This is a genomic window from Curtobacterium sp. MCLR17_036 (assembly GCF_003234445.2).
In the GTDB taxonomy this organism is placed as follows: Bacteria; Actinomycetota; Actinomycetes; order Actinomycetales; family Microbacteriaceae; genus Curtobacterium.
Genome location: NZ_CP126269.1, coordinates 3,139,202 through 3,156,338, shown reverse-complemented (window position 1 = coordinate 3,156,338; position 17,137 = coordinate 3,139,202). Strand labels below are relative to the sequence as shown.

Below are 17,137 nucleotides of genomic sequence, written 5' to 3'. Positions count from 1 at the left end.
GTCGGTCCGGCTCAGGCGTCGCTCTCGACCGCCACGACGAGCGACAGGGGGAGCGTGCGCTCCACGTCGACGGCCGTGTCGCGCCCGCGGACGCGCCCCGCCGCGACCGAGGTCGGCATGATCGAGAACGACCGCTCGGCGCCGTCCGGCATGCGGACGGTCAGCCGGATCGGTGTGCGTCCGCGCACGGCGAGGTCGATCTGCCGTCCGAGCCACTCCTGCTCCGGCTCGGCGTCGCCGCGCTGCGTCGTCAGCCGGAGCCGTTCGACGAGTGCGTGCGCCGCCTGCTCCGGCGAGCGTCCGGCATGGCTGCGCCGGACGGGAGGCCCGTGGTGCCGCACCGGGCGGGCTGCGGTCGCCAGGACGGCCGGGTAGCGCTGGTCCTCGAGCGCGGAGTGCACGACGTGCGGCGGGTAGCGGGTGACGAGGGTCGTCAGGTCGCTGCGCTCCCACGCCATCTGGCGCAGCTCCGCGTCGACGCCGACCAGGTCGAGCTGGTCCGGCGTGCCGCGCACGACGGCGCCGAGACCGTCGTCGCCCCGGTCGACGACGATGCTGCCGTCGCGGCCGGCCACCTGGTCGACCAGGTAGGCCAGGGGCTGGGGGATCCCGGTGGACGACAGACGTCCGAGCAGTTCGAGCACGTCCTCGCGGGATCGTCCGGCGCGGAACGCCGCCCGCAGGGTGTCCTCGGAGATCCGGTACCGCGCGGCCAGGCCGGGTGCCTCGAGCACGGCGACGCTGCGGAGTGCGTCGTCGTCGACGGGGGCGAGCGGCCCGGGGGCGATCACGGTCAGGTCGTGCTGCAGGTAGACCTGCTCCACCGTCCCCGGCAGGTCGTCGGCAGCGGGGGCGGCGTCACCGGCGAGCAGTGCCCGGCCCGTGCTCGTGAGCAGTCCGTCGACCGCCAGCCCGAGGGAGCCGGCATCGCCGACGGCCTCGAGCAGCGCGGCGTCGAGCCAACGTGCGCCGGCGGGGTAGGCCCACCGCCCGAGCGGGACCGGGTCGCGCAGGTCGCCGTCGGCCAGGGCGAACACCTGGTGCACGGCGTCGCCGAGGGTGGCCGACCAGGCGGCGACGAGGGTCGCCCAACGCTCCGGCCAGGGGGCGAGGAGCCAGGAGCGACCGGCCTCGGTCACCGTCCAGTCGCCGGCGCCGGGCTCGGCGAAGCCGATCCGCTCGAGGAGCGCGAGACGCCCGGCGACGAGCTCGGCGTCCGTGCCGATGCGTTCCGCCAGGGTCCGCGAGAGCGGGGCGCCGATGCCGCCCTTGACGAGCTCGTGCACGGCGCCGGCGTCGACGGCGCGCAGGAGTTCGGCGAGCACGGTCATCGTCGAGAACGCCTGCTCCGCGCCGGTCGTGCGGGCTCGCTCCGGGGCCGCCGCGTCGTCGACGTCGGCGGCGGAGCGGGGGTGATCCGGGCCTCCCGGCCGCTCGTCGAGCGCGGTGAGGTCGGGGTGGGCGGCCACGCGTGCGGCGACCGCGTCGTCGACGGTACCGTCCTGGTCGGCGAGGCCGAGCGCGATCGCCGGGCCGAGTGCGTCGGGGTCCCCGCCGTCGCGCAGCGCGAGGATCGTCGCACGGGGTAGGTGCTCGACGGCGGCGTCGACCGCGTCGTCGGCGCGGAGTGCCTCGGCCAGGTCGAAGAAGTCGGTGATCCGCTGCGGGCCGGTCTCGGCGAGTGCGGCGGCGGGCAGTCGCCGGGCGGCGACCAGTCGCTCGAGGGCGTCGTCCGGCATCGCCCGGAGTCGGGCGGCCAGGTCGGCGGTGGTCGTCATCGTCCGGTGCCAGCGTCCGGGGCGGACGTCAGCGCGCCGTCCGGTTGGCTCGTGCCCGACGGGTCCAGGTGATGCCGAGGAGCGTGAACACCAGGAGCATGGCGATCGGGAAGCCGACGAGCGGGATCGCCATGACGACCGGCCACGGCATCGACCCCTGGGCGCTCGAGTCGGTCAACCACATGATGATCATCGCGATGAAGCAGAGCACGCCGAGGATGATGATCCCACCGATCATGAACGCCAGAGCGCGTTCGGTACGATTGAACGTCACCGGGGGTTCAGCGGAATCCTGCGGGTTCCCGGTCGATCGGGTCGGCTTGGCCATCGACCCAGGATATCCGACGCACCACGGCCGTACCACGACCTCGAGGAGTCCACGCATGCCCACCGGCAAGGTCAAGTTCTACGACGACGACAAGGGCTTCGGTTTCATCACCGGAGACGACGGCGACCAGGTGTTCCTGCACGCGTCGTCGCTGCCCGACGGCGTCACGACCGTCAAGGCGGGTTCGCGGCTCGAGTACGGCGTGGTGCAGGGCAAGAAGGGCTCCCAGGCCCTGTCCGTCCGTCTGCTCGAACCGCAGCCGTCGCTGTCCCGCATGTCCCGCCGCTCCGCGGACGACATGGCCGTGATCGTCGAGGACCTGGTGAAGGAACTCGACCGCATCAGTGGCGACCTGCGCCACGGGCGCTACCCGAAGAACGGCGACCGGATCGCCGCGATCCTGCGGCACGTCGCAGACCAGCTGGAGGCGTGACGCCATGACCGAGAACGACGCAGTACTTCCCGATTACGCGGACTTGGCGCGGACCGCGCTGCTCGAGGTGACCCCAGAGTCGAGCGTCGGTGCCGTCGTCGACACCGTGGACGAGGGCGACGGCGTCGTCTCCGTCCTGTTCGCGAACCGCATGCCGGGGTACCCCGGGTGGCGCTGGACCGTCAGCATCGCGAAGGTCGGCGACGACGACCCGACCGTGCTCGAGGTCGAGCTCATGCCGGGCGACGGCTCCCTCGTCGCGCCGGAGTGGGTGCCGTGGTCCGAGCGACTGGCCGAGTACCGCGCCGCGCAGGAGCACGAGACCGGCGACGCGGACGACGAGTCGGACGACGACGATGACGACGCGGACGAGGACGACGACCTCGACGACGACGCGGACGACGACGCGGACGACGACGCGGAGTACGACGACGACGCGGACGAGTCGGACGACGACGAGGACGACGACGAAGACGATGACGACGAGTTCGACGCGGACGAGGACGACCTCGCCGAGTCCGACGACGACGACATCGAGGGGGTCGACGTCGACGCCCTCGACGACAGCGACAGCGACGAGGACGAGGTCGAGGAGGCGCCCGCTCCGTCCCGCGGTGCACGCCGTCGGTCGCGTCGTGTCCGCCCGGTCGACCCGGACGACGACCTCGACACGGCCCGGCTCGACCCGGCCGAGGTCGACCCCGAGCACCACCGGGACTGACCGGCACCGCCTGCGACGACGAACGCCCCACGGGATCCGTGGGGCGTTCGTCGTCGGGCTCGCGTGGTGCAGGCGTCCGGGTGCCGGGCGTCAGCCGAGTGCGTCGACGGTGAAGTCGATCGCGCGGACGAGCTTCGCGACGTCGTCGGGGTCGATCGCGGTGAAGGTGGCGACCCGGAGCTGGTTCCGGCCGAGCTTGCGGTAGGGCTCGGTGTCGACGATGCCGTTCGCCCGCAGGGTCGCGGCGACGGCCTTCGCGTCGATCGACTCGTCGAGGTCGATCGTGGCGACGACCTGCGACCGTGCGGCCGGGTCGGCCACGAACGGCGTCGCGTGGTCGGAGGCCTCGGCCCAGTCGTAGATCGTCGACGACGATGCCTTCGTGCGGGTGTCGGCCCACTGCAGGCCGCCGGACTCGTTGATCCACCGGACCTGGTCGTCGAGCATGAGCAGGGTGGCCAGCGCCGGCGTGTTCAGCGTCTGGTTCAGCCGCGAGTTGTCGACGGCGTTCTGCAGGGACAGGAACTCGGGGACGTAGCGGTCCGAGGCGGCGATCCGCTCGACCCGCTCGAGCGCCGCCGGCGAGAACAGCGCGAGCCACAGGCCGCCGTCCGAGGCGAAGTTCTTCTGCGGCGCGAAGTAGTAGACGTCGGTGGCGGACACGTCGAACGCGACACCGCCGGCCGCGCTCGTCGCGTCGACGACGGTCAGGGCGCCGGCGTCGCCCTCGGCGCGGACCACGGGGGCCATCACGCCGGTGGAGGTCTCGTTGTGCGGGTACGCGTAGACGTCGACGCCCTCGACGGTCTCGAGCGCGGCGAGCGAGCCACCGGGGGCCTCGACGACGTGGGGTGCCTCGAGCCACGGTGCGGCGACGGCCTTCGCGAACTTCGACCCGAACTCGCCGAAGGACAGGTTCTCGGCGCGGCGCTCGACGAGCCCGAAGGCCGCGGCGTCCCAGAAGGCGGTCGAGCCGCCGTTGCCGAGCACGACCTCGTAGCCGTCCGGCAGCGAGAACAGGTCGGCGAGCCCGGAGCGGACGCTGCCGACCAGGTCCTTGACGGGCTCCTGCCGGTGCGACGTGCCGAGGATCGTCGCCCCGCGCGTCACGAGGGACTCGAGCTGCGCGCCGCGGATCTTGGACGGTCCGCAGCCGAAGCGGCCGTCGGTCGGGAGGAGTTCGGCGGGGATGACGATGTCTGCCATGCACCGATCCTAGCCAGCCCGATCCGCGTCGCGACGCCCCTGCACCGGCCGGACGGGGTGGCTGTGGAGCGGTCCAGGCGGACGCTGCGCGGACGGTCGGCCCCGCGTGCAGCGGCCGTCGTTCGGTGCCCGTCGGGTCGAACAAGTAGGGTGGTGGCCGCTGGGCCCAGACATGAGAGGCGGACCGTGACCGATCTCGTCGACACCACGGAGATGTACCTGCGCACGATCCTCGACCTCGAGGAAGAAGCGATCGTGCCGCTGCGTGCGCGCATCTCCGAGCGCCTCGGCCACTCGGGTCCGACGGTCTCCCAGACCATCGCCCGCATGGAGCGCGACGGCCTGGTCGTCGTGTCCGGCGACCGGCACCTCGAGCTCACCGACGAGGGGCGCTCGCGGGCGACCCACGTCATGCGCAAGCACCGCCTCGCCGAGCGCCTGCTCGCCGACGTCATCGGCCTCGACTGGGCCTTCGTCCACGACGAGGCCTGTCGGTGGGAGCACGTGATGAGCGAGCAGGTCGAGGTCCGCCTGCTCGAGATGCTTGGCAACCCGACCGAGTCGCCGTACGGCAACCCGATCCCGGGCCTGGCGGAGATCGGCGGGCCGGCCGCCGCCGGGTTCCTCGACGGCGTGCAGCACATCGTCGCGGCGACCGATGGCACGGACGCAGTCGCCACCGGGGTGATCCGCCGACTCGGCGAGCCCGTGCAGTTCGAGCCGGAGCTCCTCCACCAGCTCCGCACCGCCGGCGTGATGCCCGGCCGGCTCGCCCGCGTGCAGCGCGCCGGGGCCTACGTCGCGGTGCGCGTCGACGGCGAGGACGCCGGCATCGAGCTCCCGGTCGAGGTCGCCCAGCACGTGTACATCGAGCGGGACTGATCCTCCGGCCCTGACCAGGGCTTCTTTACCGGATCGTTACAAACGGGCGTTTTGGTCTCGACAAGGTAACGACGCCTGCGTACACTCGTCCGAGTCCCCGCGCTGCGCCTGGCGTGGAGACCCGTGGCAGGACGTCTCGAACCCGTCTCCTGCCTCGATCGGAAACGATGACGAACGGATGGGGTTGCACGTCGCCGGGTACCCACGGCCGCGTGATGACGAGACGCCGGAGACCCACCCTTGACGCAGACCGGTTCCGCCGCGGACGCCCCGACGCCCGCGAACCCGACGAACGCCGCGACCCTGACGAACACCGCGAACCTGACGAACACCGAGAACGCCACCGACGCACCGCTCACCCGGCGGTCCCTGCGTCAGGCCGACGGCCGACCGACCCGCACCGTCGTGCCCGTCCGCAACGCGCCGCTCCCCGGCGGACGCCGCGCCGCGCAGGCCGCGGCCGACGCGACCGCCGCCAAGGCGAGCGCCTCGTCGCGCAAGCGCCGGTTCCTCGCGCCGGTCGTGCTGACCGTCGCCGTCGGCATGTTCGGCACCGTCGCGGTCGCCCCGGCGTTCGCCGCCTCGCAGCCGACCACCGGCACCGACGCCGCCGCCGCCCAGCGCGAGGCCCGTGCGACCCAGAGCCAGGAGCTCTCCGTCTCCGACGCCGTCGCCCTGGCCGACACGAGCCGCGACGGCTACGGCGCCACCTCGACCGCCACGCTCGACGCTCGCGCAGAGGCCCGCCGGGCAGCGGCGCAGCAGGCCGCCGACGAGGCCGCAGCTGCCGAGGCCGCCGAGCAGCAGGAGCAGTCGGCCGCGACGTCCGACGCCCGTGCGCAGACCGCCCAGCAGTACGCGTCGTACTCCGGCCCGTCCGCCGCCGACTACGTGGCCAGCTCGACCGCGGCGGACACGCCGTTCTCGCTGCCGGCCGTCGTCGCAACCGCCAAGCAGTACATCGGCACCCCGTACGTCTTCGGCGGCGCCGACCCGTCCGGCTTCGACTGCTCGGGCTACGTGATGTTCGTCTACGCCCAGCACGGCATCAACCTGGCGCACTCAGTCCCGCTGCAGGACCAGGCCGGCACCACGATCCCCGAGTCCGAGGCCCAGCCCGGCGACGTCGTCATCTTCAACAACGAGGCGCACGACGGCTTCTACATGGGCAACGGCATGATCATGGACGCGCCGAAGCCCGGCGGCTCCGTCTCGATCCGTCCGATCTGGACGAGCGACTACCACATCGTCCGCTTCGGGATCTAGCGACCAGCGTCCCTCCGGCGTGTGAACTCCACCCGAACCGGTCCGTGCACCCTCGTGCCGGGCCGGTTTCTGGGTTAACCTGGCGCTGCACCGGTCCGTACCGGCGCGGACAGGGAGACCTGATGTCGATGTTCCGCACGACCCGCACCATGGGTCGGCGCGCGCGCGTCGACATACGGTCGACCACAGCCTGCGTGCACGAGCACGCCCCTGCATGACGAGAGCACTGCCCATCCGGGTGGTGCTCTTCGTGGTTCCGGGGAGTGTGAGCAGGTCGGGGTCACCCGTTCGTCGTCGACGGTCCGACGCACCCGCAGCGCCTGGAAGCCGTCCAGGCACGTCGGAAGGGAACCCATGCGCACTCTCGTCCTCAACGCCGGTTACGAGCCCCTCGCGGTGATCTCGTTCCGACGAGCCCTCGTGCTGGTCATGAACCAGAAGGCCGCCATCGTCGCCGCGGACCTCGACCACCCGGTCACCGGGTCCACCGCGGTCTACGACCGACCGTCCGTCATCATCCTCACCCGCTACGTCCGCATCCCGCACTCGCGGCTCGTCCCGGTGTCCCGCCGCGGGGTCCTGCGCCGTGACGGCAACCGCTGCGCCTACTGCGACCGGCAGGCGACGACCATCGACCACGTGCAGCCGAAGTCGCGCGGCGGCCAGGACTCGTGGGAGAACCTCGTGGCGTGCTGCCTCGCCTGCAACAACACGAAGGGCGACCGCACGCCCCAGGAGATGGGGTGGCACCTGCGGTTCCGCCCGAAGGTGCCGCACGGGGCGTCGTGGGTGGTCCGCGGCATCGAGCGCCCGCAGTCCGAGTGGGACGAGTACCTCGTGGCCGCGTAGCGGCCCCACCCGCTCGGTGAGCAGCAACGGTCGGGTCGCGTCCGTCGACCCGACCGTTGCTGCTCACCACCCGGCGGACGGGAGGCCCGTGGCGGCGCCGCCACGGGCCTCCCGTCCGCCTGTCGGTCGCGCTGGCTAGCGTCACCGCCATGGGCGAGACACCGCACATCGACGACGCGACCATCGACGACCTGCGCGCGCGGTTGCGGGCGACTCGCTGGCCCGATGCGCCGGCCGGGACCGGCTGGTCGCTCGGCGTGGACCTCGACGTCCTGCGCCCGCTCGTCGAGTACTGGGCCGACGGGTTCGACTTCGACGCGCACCGCGCCGAGCTCGCCGCACTGCCCTCGCGCCGTGTCGTCGTGGACGGCATCGGCATCCACGTCCTGCACGCCCGTGCTGCGCAGCCGGACGCCCTGCCCGTCCTGCTCGCGCACGGCTGGCCGGACTCCGGGTGGCGGTACCGCAAGGTGCTGCCGATGCTCGTCGACGCCGGGTACGACGTCGTCGTGCCGGACATGCCGGGGTACGGGTTCTCGGACGCACCGCCGCAGGTGCTCGACGCCCGGCAGGTGGCCGGGATGTGGGCGACGCTGATGACGGAGCTCGGCCACGAGCGGTTCGCGGTGTCCGGCGGCGACATCGGCACGCACGTCGCCCGGTACCTGGCGCTCGACCACCCCGACCGGGTCGTCGCCGTGCACCGCATCGACGGCGGGCTCGCCTGGCCGGGCCTCGACCCGGCGACGCTGTCCGGGCCCGAGCGGGAGTTCGTCGCCGCGACCGCCCGGTGGCGCACCGCCGAGGGCGCCTACGCGATGCTGCACCGGACCAAGCCGCAGACCGTGGCGGTCGGGCTGAACGACTCACCTGCGGGGCTGGCCGCCTGGATCGTCGAGAAGCTCCGTGCGTGGAGCGACTGCGACGGGGACCTGTGGTCGGTGTACACACGCGACGAGGTCCTGGCGCTGCTCACCGAGTACTGGGCCACCGCCACCATCGGCTCGGCGATGCGGATGTACCACGCGAACGCGGCGATCCCGGCCGGGCAGCTCGAACGGAGGGTCGAGGTGCCGTCCGGGTTCTCGATCTTCCCGGGCGACATCGTGCGAGCACCGCGGGAGTGGCTCGAGCGCACCACGAACCTCGTGTTCCACCACGAACTCGACCGTGGCGGCCACTTCGCGCCGTTCGAGCAGCCCGACCTGTTCGTCGACGAGCTGCACGCGTTCCTGGGGCCGTTCCGCCGCTAGAGTGGACGGGCCAGCCTCTGTAGCTCAATGGAAGAGCAGTTCCGTCCTAAGGAAACGGTTGGGGGTTCGAGTCCCTCCAGGGGCACCACAGGTCCAGCAGGGTTCGAGTCCCTGCAACTCCTCCGGCGGCACCACAGGTCCAGCAGGGTTCGAGTCCCTGCAACTCCTCCGGTGGCACCACGGGTCACCGCAGGGTTCGAGTCCCTGCAGCTCCTCCGGTGGCACTACAGGTCCAGCAGGGTTCGAGTCCCTGCAGCGCCTCCGGGGGCACCGCAGGTCGCCGCAGGGTTCGAGTCCTTGCGGCGATCCCCGCGATCAGCCGGCCTCGTCCGGGATCGGGTGCTCGCCCTGCCAGATCGCGTCGACCTGTTCGAACTCGCGCGGCGCGCACTGCGTGTCGAGGACGTCGAGGGCTTCCATCGGCGTCGACCAGATGTACCACGGGCCGGCGCCGGGGCCCGTGCTCGACCACGAGCCGTCGGCGTACCACGACGGTGCCACGTCGCCGATCGGGTGCCCCGCCTGCGCCATGCAGGCCGTGAGCCGGTCGAACGCGGCGGTGTACTCGGCCAGGGTGACCGTCCCGTCGGCGACCGCGGCCTGCTGCTGGGTCGAGGGCTGCGCGATCCGTGCCGACCGGGCCCACGACGCCCACACGGCGTAGCGGGCGCCGCCGCCACCGGAGACCGACACGGCGGCCGCTCCGGACCCGGACAGCGGGGAGAGGCTCCATCGCGGCACGGACCCCGGTGTGCACGCGACGGCGTCGGCGACGGTCGTCCCACCGACCTCGACCGTGAAGGTGCCGGGGTCGAGGCACTCCCACGTGAGCGTCACCCGGTCCGCACGCTCCGGCCGCGAGCCGAGGGAGAACGAGGCGTCGCCGTGGGTGACGGCGAACACGGGGGAGCCGAGCATCGATGCGTGGTTGACCGCGACCGTCCCGTAGCGGGTCGTCGTCGCGAGCAGGTCCTCGCGGGCGGCGTCCGCGGTGGCGCCGGGGAGCGCCGCGGCCGTGATCCCCCCGGTGAGCCCGGCACCGACGGTGAAGGCCGCCACGACCGCGGCAACCGTGCCGCGGGTGGGGCGTCGTCGCCGCGGACGTGCGGGGTGGGCCGTCGCGTCGACGTCGGCGACGAGCGCGTCACGCATCGAGGCGAGTCGGGGGGAGATCTGGTCGTGGTTCACGGTGTGCCTCCGAGGGGTGCTGCGGTGGTCGAGTACTGCTGCTGGAGTCGGGCCTTCGCCCGGTGGAGTCGGGACTTGACGGTCCCGGGGGCGACCCCGAGGGCCGCCGCCGCTTCGCGTTCGCCGAGGCCCTCGAGCACGCAGAGGGTCAGGACCCGCTGGTCGGCGAGGGAGAGTCCGCGGAGGGCCGCGACCGCCTCGGCGTCGGTGTACGCCTCGGCCGGGTCCGGTGCGGGGTCGTCCACCGGGAACCTGCCGAGGAAGGCCCGGTGACGCCGTGTGGCGCGCGTCGTGTTGTGCGCGGTGTTCGTCGCCGTGACGAGCAGCCAGGGCAGCATGGAGTCGTCGACGAACCGCACCCGGTCGCGCTTCCGCCAGGCCTCCAGGAAGACGATCGCCACGACGTCGTCGGCGTCGGTCGGTGTGGGGACGAGTCCGGCGACGTGCCGGCGGAGCCGCGGTGCGTGCCGGTCGAAGACCCTGCCGACCGCGCGCCCGTCCCCGGCGACGGCCAGGGCCCAGTCGGCCCGGTCCCCCGTGATCTGGTTCATGCTCCGTATTGTCCGGTGGCCCCGGATCGGTTCCCGCGGCCGGCCCCGCGTTCTCCACAACCGTCGCGCCGGACGGTTCCGCGCTCCGCGCGCCCCGTACGATTGACCCCGTGTCCAAGGTCCTGAGCAGTCTCCCCGTCGGCGAACGAGTCGGCATCGCGTTCTCCGGAGGTCTCGACACCTCCTGTGCCGTTGCCTGGATGCGTGAGAAGGGGGCGATCCCCTGCACGTACACCGCCGACATCGGCCAGTACGACGAGCCCGACATCGACGCGGTGCCCGGCCGTGCGCACGAGTACGGTGCCGAGATCGCCCGACTCGTCGACGCGAAGAGCGCCCTGGTCGAAGAGGGCCTGGTCGCCCTGCAGACCGGCGCGTTCCACATCCGCTCCGGCGGCAAGACGTACTTCAACACGACGCCCCTCGGCCGCGCGGTGACCGGCACCATGCTCGTCCGCGCCATGAAGGACGACGGCGTCGACATCTGGGGCGACGGCTCCACCTACAAGGGCAACGACATCGAGCGGTTCTACCGCTACGGCCTCCTGGCCAACCCGCGCCTGCGCGTCTACAAGCCGTGGCTCGACTCCGAGTTCGTCCAGGAGCTCGGCGGCCGCAAGGAGATGAGCGAGTGGCTCGTCGAGCGCGGCTTCCCGTACCGCGACTCCACCGAGAAGGCGTACTCGACCGACGCGAACATCTGGGGTGCGACGCACGAGGCGAAGAGCCTCGAGGAGCTCTCGAGCGGGCTCGACCTCGTCGAGCCGATCATGGGCGTCGCCGCCTGGCGAGACGACGTCGAGGTCGCGACCGAGGTCGTCTCCGTGCGCTTCGAGGCCGGTCGCCCGGTCGCGATCAACGGTGTCGAGTACCCCGACGCGGTCGCCCTGGTCTACGAGGCGAACGCCATCGGCGGCCGCCACGGCCTCGGTGCGTCCGACCAGATCGAGAACCGCATCATCGAGGCGAAGAGCCGCGGCATCTACGAAGCGCCCGGCATGGCCCTGCTGCACATCGCCTACGAGCGCCTGCTCAACGCGATCCACAACGAGGACACCGTCGCGTCGTACCACAACGAGGGTCGCCGACTCGGTCGCCTGATGTACGAGGGGCGCTGGCTCGACCCGCAGTCGCTCATGCTGCGCGAGTCGCTGCAGCGCTGGGTCGCGTCGGCCGTCACCGGCGAGGTCACGCTGCGTCTGCGTCGCGGCGACGACTACACGATCCTCGACACGACGGGTCCGGCGCTGTCGTACCACCCGGACAAGCTGTCGATGGAGCGCGTCGGCGACGCGGCCTTCGGCCCGGACGACCGCATCGGCCAGCTCACCATGCGGAACCTCGACATCGCCGACTCGCGGTCGCGGCTCGAGCAGTACGCGGCCGCCGGGCTCATCGGCGGTGCGACGGGCGACCTCGTCGGCACGCTCGAGTCGGGCGAGGCCGAGGAGATCCTCGGCGGTGCGGTGCAGTCCTCCGACGCCGAGCTCGCGCGTGACCGCGCGACGGATGCCGCGTCCGAGGGCGCGGCCTTCGACTCCGGGACCGACTGACCCGAGCGGTCACGCGGCCCCGACGCCGCGACCAGCGCCGGACCGGAAGCTGCCCACCGGGCACGGCCGGTCCGGCGCTGGCGCGTCAGCCCGGAACCTGCCCACCGGGCACGGCCGGTCCGGCGCTGGCGCGTCGGCCCGGGACCGGCCGGGGTGGGCGCAGGTGCCAGCGGGCACCGCGCCTCCCGTCCCATCCGGAACACGCGTCGGAGCGGCCACGAAACGCACCGCGTTCGACGCCGGGCGGGCGCCACCCTACGGTGGAGGTACCGGGTCGGTATCAGGGATCCGTCGTCACGATGCTCCCCACGTCCTGTGGGGTCTGGCACAGCGGGTCGACCCGGACGGATCCGGGATGCGCATCATCCCGACGAAGGGCTGGTCATCATGGCCGCCAGGATGCCCCACGATTGGCACCGCCACGGTCTGCGGTCGCCGGAAGACCTCGCCGCGCTCGTGGCGGAACGACTCGAGGGGACGGGCGTCGTCTCCGCCGCCTCGGCCGACCTCAACCACGAGCCGTCGTACGCCGACTTCCTCGGCGAGCAGCTCTGACAGCGGACCGTCGGGGGAGCGCGCCCCAGTAGCATCTGGGCATGCGCACCGGTGGAACCAGAGCAGCGGCCCTCGCGATCGTCATCGGCGGGTTCCTCGCCCTCGTCGGCGCCCAGCCCGCCTCGGCGCACGCCGGGCTGACGAGCAGTGACCCGGCGGACGGCTCGGTGGTCACCGAGCCCCTCGACCGCGTGGCCCTGACCTTCACCGAGGCGCCGCTCGCCGGCCTCGACGCCGGCCTGCGCATCGAGGTCACCGGGGCGGACGGCACGTCCGCGTCGCGCGGCGACGTCACCGTCGACGGGACGACCATGAGCACGGCGGTCGACCTCGAGGACGGTGCGTACACGGTGCTCTGGCGGTACCTGTCGCCGGACGGGCACCCGATCGACGGCTCGTTCGGGTTCGAGTACCGGGCGCCGACGACGGTGGCCACGGCCGAGCCGACGTCCCCGGTGTCCACCGCCCCGGCGAGCACCCCGCCGAGCGTGCCGACGAGCGTGTCGTCCGCCTCGGCGGTCGCCGTCGCGGACGGGGCACCGGCAGCGTCGGAGGGGATCGCTCCCGGTGTGTGGATCGCGCTCGGTGCGGGCGTCGTGCTCGTGCTGGCCGCCCTCGTCGTGCTCGTGGCGCGCCGCGGCCGGGGTGCGGGACCGACCGCCGTCGAGTGAACGGGACCGCTCGGGTCGCCACCGGTCGCCATCGAGCCCGAGCCCGAGCCCGAGCCCGAGCACGAGCACGAACACGAGCACGAACACGAACACGGAACCGGTCCGCACCGCGCCGCCCGCGCGCCTGACCCCGCAACGGGGGTATCGCCAGGGAGTGCCCGCGCGGCAGTAGATTGACCCCGACGGCGTCTCACCACCGCCGTCGTCGCCCGGTGCCGACGCCGGGTGCCCGATGGGATCAGGGATGGCACGACGACCGAGGACGCGAGCACACTCGATGCGCCCGATCGCGTCCGTCGCCCGCCCGCGTGCCGCCTGCTCCGTCGCCCGCCCGTCGCTCCGCGCCGCCTGCTCGGCTGGCTGCCGGACGCGCAGCGCCGCGGCCTCACCGCCGCGGCGTCAACGGAGCGACCCCGCCGGCCGGGTGAGCGTGCGGCCCGCGACCAGGACCTGACCCGCGGCCATCCCGCCTCCCCACCTCCAGCACCACCTGCGCCACGACTCCAGAGGACCGCCGTGCACGACCACGACACCCACCCGCTCGACCGCCACGTCGGCCCGCCGCACGTCGAGCGCTTCCGCCTGACCAGCAGCGACGAGATGCTCAGCGTCGTCTGCACGTGCGCGATCGGCGCTGACCACGACAACACCATCCGACCGGTCGGGATCCTGCCGGTCAGTTGAGGCCGATCGGCGCGATACTGGGAGCGTGCGTGAACTCCAAGCCGCCATCGCAGCGGACCTCAACGTCCAGCCGACCATCGACCCGGAGCAGGAGGTCGCCCGACGCGTCGGGTTCCTCCGCGACTACCTGCTCACGACCGGTGCGAAGGGGTACCTCCTCGCGATCAGCGGCGGGCAGGACTCCACGCTCGCCGGCCGCCTGACCCAGCTCGCCGTCGAGTCCCTGCGCGCCGAGGGGCACCCCGCCGAGTTCACCACGGTCCGCATGCCCTACCGCGTGCAGGCCGACGAGGACGACGCGCAGCTCGCCCTGCAGTTCATCGCGGCTGACCCGGGCATCACCGTGAACATCGAGCACGGGGTCGACGGGGTCATGGAGGACACCGCGGCATCGGGCGTCGAGCTGAGCGACTTCGTGAAGGGCAACGTCAAGGCGCGCATGCGCATGGTCGCCCAGTACGCGGTCGCCGGGCAGCGCGGCCTGCTGGTGGTCGGCACGGACCACGCGGCCGAGGCCGTCACGGGCTTCTTCACGAAGTACGGCGACGGCGGCGTCGACCTCACCCCGCTCACGGGGCTGTCGAAGAGCCAGGGGCGGCAGCTGCTCGAGCACCTCGGTGCACCGGCCCGCCTGTACGAGAAGGCGCCCACCGCTGACCTGCTCGACGAGCTGCCCGGGCAGACCGACGAGGCGAACCTCGGCCTCACCTACGCCGAGATCGACGCCTACCTGCAGGGGCACGACGTGCCGGTCGAGGTCGCCGAGGCGATCGAGTCGCGCTACCGCGCGACCGAGCACAAGCGCCAGGTGCCGGCGACGCCCTTCGACGACTGGTGGCGTGCCGGGGCGTAGGCGCTGACGCGCGGACGGACAGGAGGCGCGGTGTGGGTCCGACCCGCACCGCGCCTCCTGTCCGTCGGTCGCGTCGCAACCGACGCGTGCCTGCTCAGGCCTGGTCGCGTCCCTGCTCGTCGCGGTGGTCGCGCTGCTGACCGCCGGCGTCCTCGCGGTCCCGGGCCGGCCCTGCGTCGGCGCCGTCCCGCTCGTTCGCGAGGCGCTGCTGCCAGACGACGCTGCGGGCGGCGCCCTCGAGCACGTCGTCCACGCTCCGACCGGTCTGTGCTGCCAGGGCGCCGCTGAGCCCAGCGGTGAGCGTGCCCCCGGCGGCGGCCAGCCGCTCGAGCACTTCTTCCTGGCGTTGGGTCAGGGGCTCGTCGACCAGTTCGTCGACGGTGTCCCGGATGTTCTGCTCGCTCGCGTCCAGCGCCGCCTCGTCGCCGGAGTGCAAGGCCGCCGCTTCCCCGACGACGACGAGACCGAGGCGTGCGGCATCGTCTTCCGGACGAGGTGTGCTCTGCTCATCAGTCATGGAGTGGACCGTACGCTCCGGCACGCCGCGCTTGCTGGACAGCGGCGTCCCCCGGACGGGTCGCACGCGCTCAGGCGGAGCGGGCGGCCCATCGGCGGAGCAGCCACTCGGCCGCGGCGATGCCCTCGCGGCGCTGGAAGTCGCGGATCGTCGGCATGTTCGGCGGTGCCGGCGGCAGGGCGTGCTCGAAGAACAGCGCGGCGAGCCCTGCCAGCACGGCGTCGACCGCGTCGTCGGACACCCCGGCGAACACCGGGTGCGTGGCGAGGTGGTGCTCGACGTCGACGTCCTCGCCGCGGACGAGCGCGTCGAGCAGGTACGTCAGCGGGTCCAGCCAGTGCGCGCCGATGCCCGCCCACGGCCAGTCCACGACCCAGACCCGCCCGGCGGGGTCGACGAGCAGGTTGTCGGCACGGCAGTCCGCGTGCACGAGGTGCGCGCCGTCGACCATCGCGGCGGCGCGGGTCGCGGCGCGGGCCATCGCCGGACCGGCCTGCAGGACGTGCGCGGGGACGACCTCGGCGGCCCGTCGCGCGTGGGGACCGTCGCCGAGCATCCGGTCCCATGCGGCGAACTCGGGGCCCAGGTCCTCGGCCATGCGCGGCAGGTGCGCCAACGCACCGGTGGCGAGGGGGAGCGTGTCGAGGGCGTCGAGGACCGCCGTGACGTCCGAGCCGTCGCCCGCAGCGCCGGGGTGCGCGCCGTCGACGTCCTCGAGCACGAGGGCGATCCAGTCGTCACCGTCGACCGTGTTGGTCAGGGCGTCGAGCAGGCGGGGTGCCCGCACCGTCGCCGGCAGCTGTGCCACCACCTGGGCCTCGCGGCCGTGCATGGTGAAGGCGTCCGCGTTGCGGGAGCGCGAGACCGTCTTCACGAAGGCCCGACGGCCGTCCGCCGTCGTGACCCGGTCGGCGCTGCCCGGCGACCACCCGTTCGCCTGCGACCGCGCGCTGACCACCGGCCCGCCGAGGACCCGTCCCACCCGTTCCCGCAGTCCCACCGGCACGTCGGTCCATGCTGTCCGCCCCATGCCGGACGACACTACTGGTCGGCCCACACCTGAGCGGCACCACCCGGGAACGACGAACGCGCCCCGTTTCGGACGGGGCGCGTTCGGTGGTGCAGGGGTGCCGACTAGCGGGTCTTCGCGCCCCGACCGGCGAAACGGGTCCAGATCAGCAGCACGATGATCGCACCGATGATCGAGCCGATGATGCCGGCCGGCTGGAAGAAGCCGTCCATCGGGTCGTGCTGGAAGATCAGGAACCCGAGGAACCCGCCCACGAACGAGCCGATGATGCCGAGCAGGATGGTCATGGGGATCGAGATGTGCTGCTTGCCGGGGACGATGAGCCGCGCGAGCGCGCCGGCGATGAGTCCGATGATGATCAGGCTGATGATGAGACCGAGCACGGTTTCCTCCTCGTGGATGCGGTTGCCGCGGCATGGATTGCCGGAGTCAGGGCCGACGCCCGACTCAACTCCGAGTTCCCTGGGAAGCCTCTCGGTTTCATTGACGACCGGCCCGGAGACCGACACGGGAAAGACGACGGTCAGACCAGTCCGGCGGCCTCGAGCGCCGTCCGGAGCTCCTGGTCGGACGGCTCGACGAAGTGCCGACCGTCCGGCAGCACGACGACGGGGATGTTCTTCCGCCCGCTGATCTCCTCGGCACGTGCGGCCGCGGTCGGGTCCGCCTCGACGTCCACGTAGTCGTGGTCGACCCCGAGGGTGTCGAGCAGCGCCTTCGACCGTCGGCAGTCGCGGCACCAGTCCGCACCGAACATGGTCACCGTCGGGGTCGTCGCATCGCTCATGCCCAGAGGGTACGTCAGACGGGGTCGGCGCA

The 17,137-nt window shown here is 72.7% G+C and carries 20 protein-coding genes and 1 tRNA gene; 12 read left to right on the top strand and 9 right to left on the bottom strand.

The features are described 5' to 3' along the window. Window positions 1-11: 11 nt before the first annotated feature. Window positions 12-1,778, bottom strand: coding sequence for a helicase-associated domain-containing protein (locus DEI99_RS14810; RefSeq protein ID WP_111041260.1), 1,767 nt, complete (start codon window positions 1,776-1,778; stop codon window positions 12-14). Window positions 1,779-1,806: 28 nt separating this feature from the next. Next, window positions 1,807-2,052, bottom strand: a complete 246-nt coding sequence (locus DEI99_RS14805; RefSeq protein WP_284180881.1) for a multidrug ABC transporter ATPase — start codon at window positions 2,050-2,052, stop codon at window positions 1,807-1,809. 109 nt (window positions 2,053-2,161) lie between these two features. Here DEI99_RS14805 and DEI99_RS14800 point away from each other — a divergent pair, with 109 nt between their 5' ends. Together DEI99_RS14800 and DEI99_RS14795 are read left to right on the top strand one after the other, a co-directional pair. After that, window positions 2,162-2,539: a cold-shock protein gene (locus DEI99_RS14800; RefSeq protein WP_071262627.1), complete on the top strand. Its 378-nt coding sequence runs from the start codon at window positions 2,162-2,164 to the stop codon at window positions 2,537-2,539. Between the two features lie 4 nt (window positions 2,540-2,543). Continuing rightward, window positions 2,544-3,260, top strand: a complete 717-nt coding sequence (locus DEI99_RS14795; RefSeq protein ID WP_111041258.1) for a DUF3027 domain-containing protein — start codon at window positions 2,544-2,546, stop codon at window positions 3,258-3,260. Window positions 3,261-3,350: 90 nt separating this feature from the next. On the opposite strand, the gene serC is transcribed toward DEI99_RS14795, so the two are convergent. Next, entirely contained in the window at window positions 3,351-4,466 is a 1,116-nt protein-coding gene (serC, locus tag DEI99_RS14790) for a phosphoserine transaminase (RefSeq protein WP_111041257.1), read from the bottom strand. Between the two features lie 186 nt (window positions 4,467-4,652). Between serC and DEI99_RS14785 the strand changes: the two genes are divergently transcribed. The 5 genes from DEI99_RS14785 to DEI99_RS14765 all read left to right on the top strand — a co-directional run bounded on the left by DEI99_RS14785 (window position 4,653) and on the right by DEI99_RS14765 (window position 8,804). Then, window positions 4,653-5,348 (top strand): iron-dependent transcriptional repressor DtxR, encoded by a 696-nt coding sequence (locus tag DEI99_RS14785; RefSeq protein WP_111041256.1) that lies wholly within the window; start codon window positions 4,653-4,655, stop codon window positions 5,346-5,348. 240 nt (window positions 5,349-5,588) lie between these two features. Beyond that, complete coding sequence (locus DEI99_RS14780) at window positions 5,589-6,614, top strand: C40 family peptidase (protein ID WP_111041255.1); 1,026 nt, start codon at window positions 5,589-5,591, stop codon at window positions 6,612-6,614. 354 nt (window positions 6,615-6,968) lie between these two features. Next, the gene (locus tag DEI99_RS14775) at window positions 6,969-7,463 is read left to right on the top strand and encodes an HNH endonuclease (RefSeq protein WP_111041254.1); all 495 of its coding nucleotides are present in this window, start codon (window positions 6,969-6,971) and stop codon (window positions 7,461-7,463) included. A gap of 149 nt (window positions 7,464-7,612) precedes the next feature. Beyond that, a complete protein-coding gene (locus DEI99_RS14770) occupies window positions 7,613-8,716 on the top strand; it encodes an epoxide hydrolase family protein (RefSeq protein ID WP_111041253.1) in 1,104 nt (367 codons plus the stop codon). 13 nt (window positions 8,717-8,729) lie between these two features. Continuing rightward, window positions 8,730-8,804 (top strand) — tRNA-Arg (locus DEI99_RS14765). Window positions 8,805-9,031: 227 nt separating this feature from the next. Here the strand turns inward: DEI99_RS14765 and DEI99_RS14760 are convergent. Beyond that, window positions 9,032-9,904: a hypothetical protein gene (locus DEI99_RS14760; protein ID WP_111041252.1), complete on the bottom strand. Its 873-nt coding sequence runs from the start codon at window positions 9,902-9,904 to the stop codon at window positions 9,032-9,034. Further along, complete coding sequence (locus DEI99_RS14755; protein ID WP_111041251.1) at window positions 9,901-10,455, bottom strand: RNA polymerase sigma factor; 555 nt, start codon at window positions 10,453-10,455, stop codon at window positions 9,901-9,903. Before DEI99_RS14755 ends, DEI99_RS14760 begins: the two co-directional genes overlap by 4 nt. A 110-nt stretch (window positions 10,456-10,565) precedes the next feature. Here DEI99_RS14755 and argG point away from each other — a divergent pair, with 110 nt between their 5' ends. The 5 genes from argG to nadE all read left to right on the top strand — a co-directional run bounded on the left by argG (window position 10,566) and on the right by nadE (window position 14,771). Beyond that, window positions 10,566-12,008, top strand: a complete 1,443-nt coding sequence (gene argG / locus DEI99_RS14750; RefSeq protein WP_111041250.1) for an argininosuccinate synthase — start codon at window positions 10,566-10,568, stop codon at window positions 12,006-12,008. 399 nt (window positions 12,009-12,407) lie between these two features. Next, window positions 12,408-12,563 (top strand): hypothetical protein, encoded by a 156-nt coding sequence (locus DEI99_RS14745; RefSeq protein WP_181434390.1) that lies wholly within the window; start codon window positions 12,408-12,410, stop codon window positions 12,561-12,563. Between the two features lie 41 nt (window positions 12,564-12,604). Beyond that, a complete protein-coding gene (locus DEI99_RS14740; RefSeq protein ID WP_111041249.1) occupies window positions 12,605-13,234 on the top strand; it encodes a copper resistance CopC family protein in 630 nt (209 codons plus the stop codon). Window positions 13,235-13,750: 516 nt separating this feature from the next. Next, window positions 13,751-13,918: a hypothetical protein gene (locus tag DEI99_RS14735; protein WP_181434389.1), complete on the top strand. Its 168-nt coding sequence runs from the start codon at window positions 13,751-13,753 to the stop codon at window positions 13,916-13,918. A 25-nt stretch (window positions 13,919-13,943) separates the two neighbouring features. Further along, window positions 13,944-14,771: an NAD(+) synthase gene (nadE, locus tag DEI99_RS14730; protein WP_111041248.1), complete on the top strand. Its 828-nt coding sequence runs from the start codon at window positions 13,944-13,946 to the stop codon at window positions 14,769-14,771. Between the two features lie 94 nt (window positions 14,772-14,865). Here the strand turns inward: nadE and DEI99_RS14725 are convergent, their stop codons facing one another. The 4 genes from DEI99_RS14725 to DEI99_RS14710 all read right to left on the bottom strand — a co-directional run bounded on the left by DEI99_RS14725 (window position 14,866) and on the right by DEI99_RS14710 (window position 17,105). After that, a complete protein-coding gene (locus tag DEI99_RS14725) occupies window positions 14,866-15,288 on the bottom strand; it encodes a hypothetical protein (protein ID WP_146247082.1) in 423 nt (140 codons plus the stop codon). A gap of 70 nt (window positions 15,289-15,358) precedes the next feature. Next, the gene (locus DEI99_RS14720) at window positions 15,359-16,318 is read right to left on the bottom strand and encodes an aminoglycoside phosphotransferase family protein (RefSeq protein WP_146247081.1); all 960 of its coding nucleotides are present in this window, start codon (window positions 16,316-16,318) and stop codon (window positions 15,359-15,361) included. A gap of 104 nt (window positions 16,319-16,422) precedes the next feature. Continuing rightward, window positions 16,423-16,701, bottom strand: a complete 279-nt coding sequence (locus DEI99_RS14715) for a GlsB/YeaQ/YmgE family stress response membrane protein (RefSeq protein WP_071262614.1) — start codon at window positions 16,699-16,701, stop codon at window positions 16,423-16,425. Window positions 16,702-16,841: 140 nt separating this feature from the next. Further along, a complete protein-coding gene (locus tag DEI99_RS14710; protein ID WP_111041245.1) occupies window positions 16,842-17,105 on the bottom strand; it encodes a glutaredoxin family protein in 264 nt (87 codons plus the stop codon). Between the last annotated feature and the right edge of the window lie 32 nt (window positions 17,106-17,137).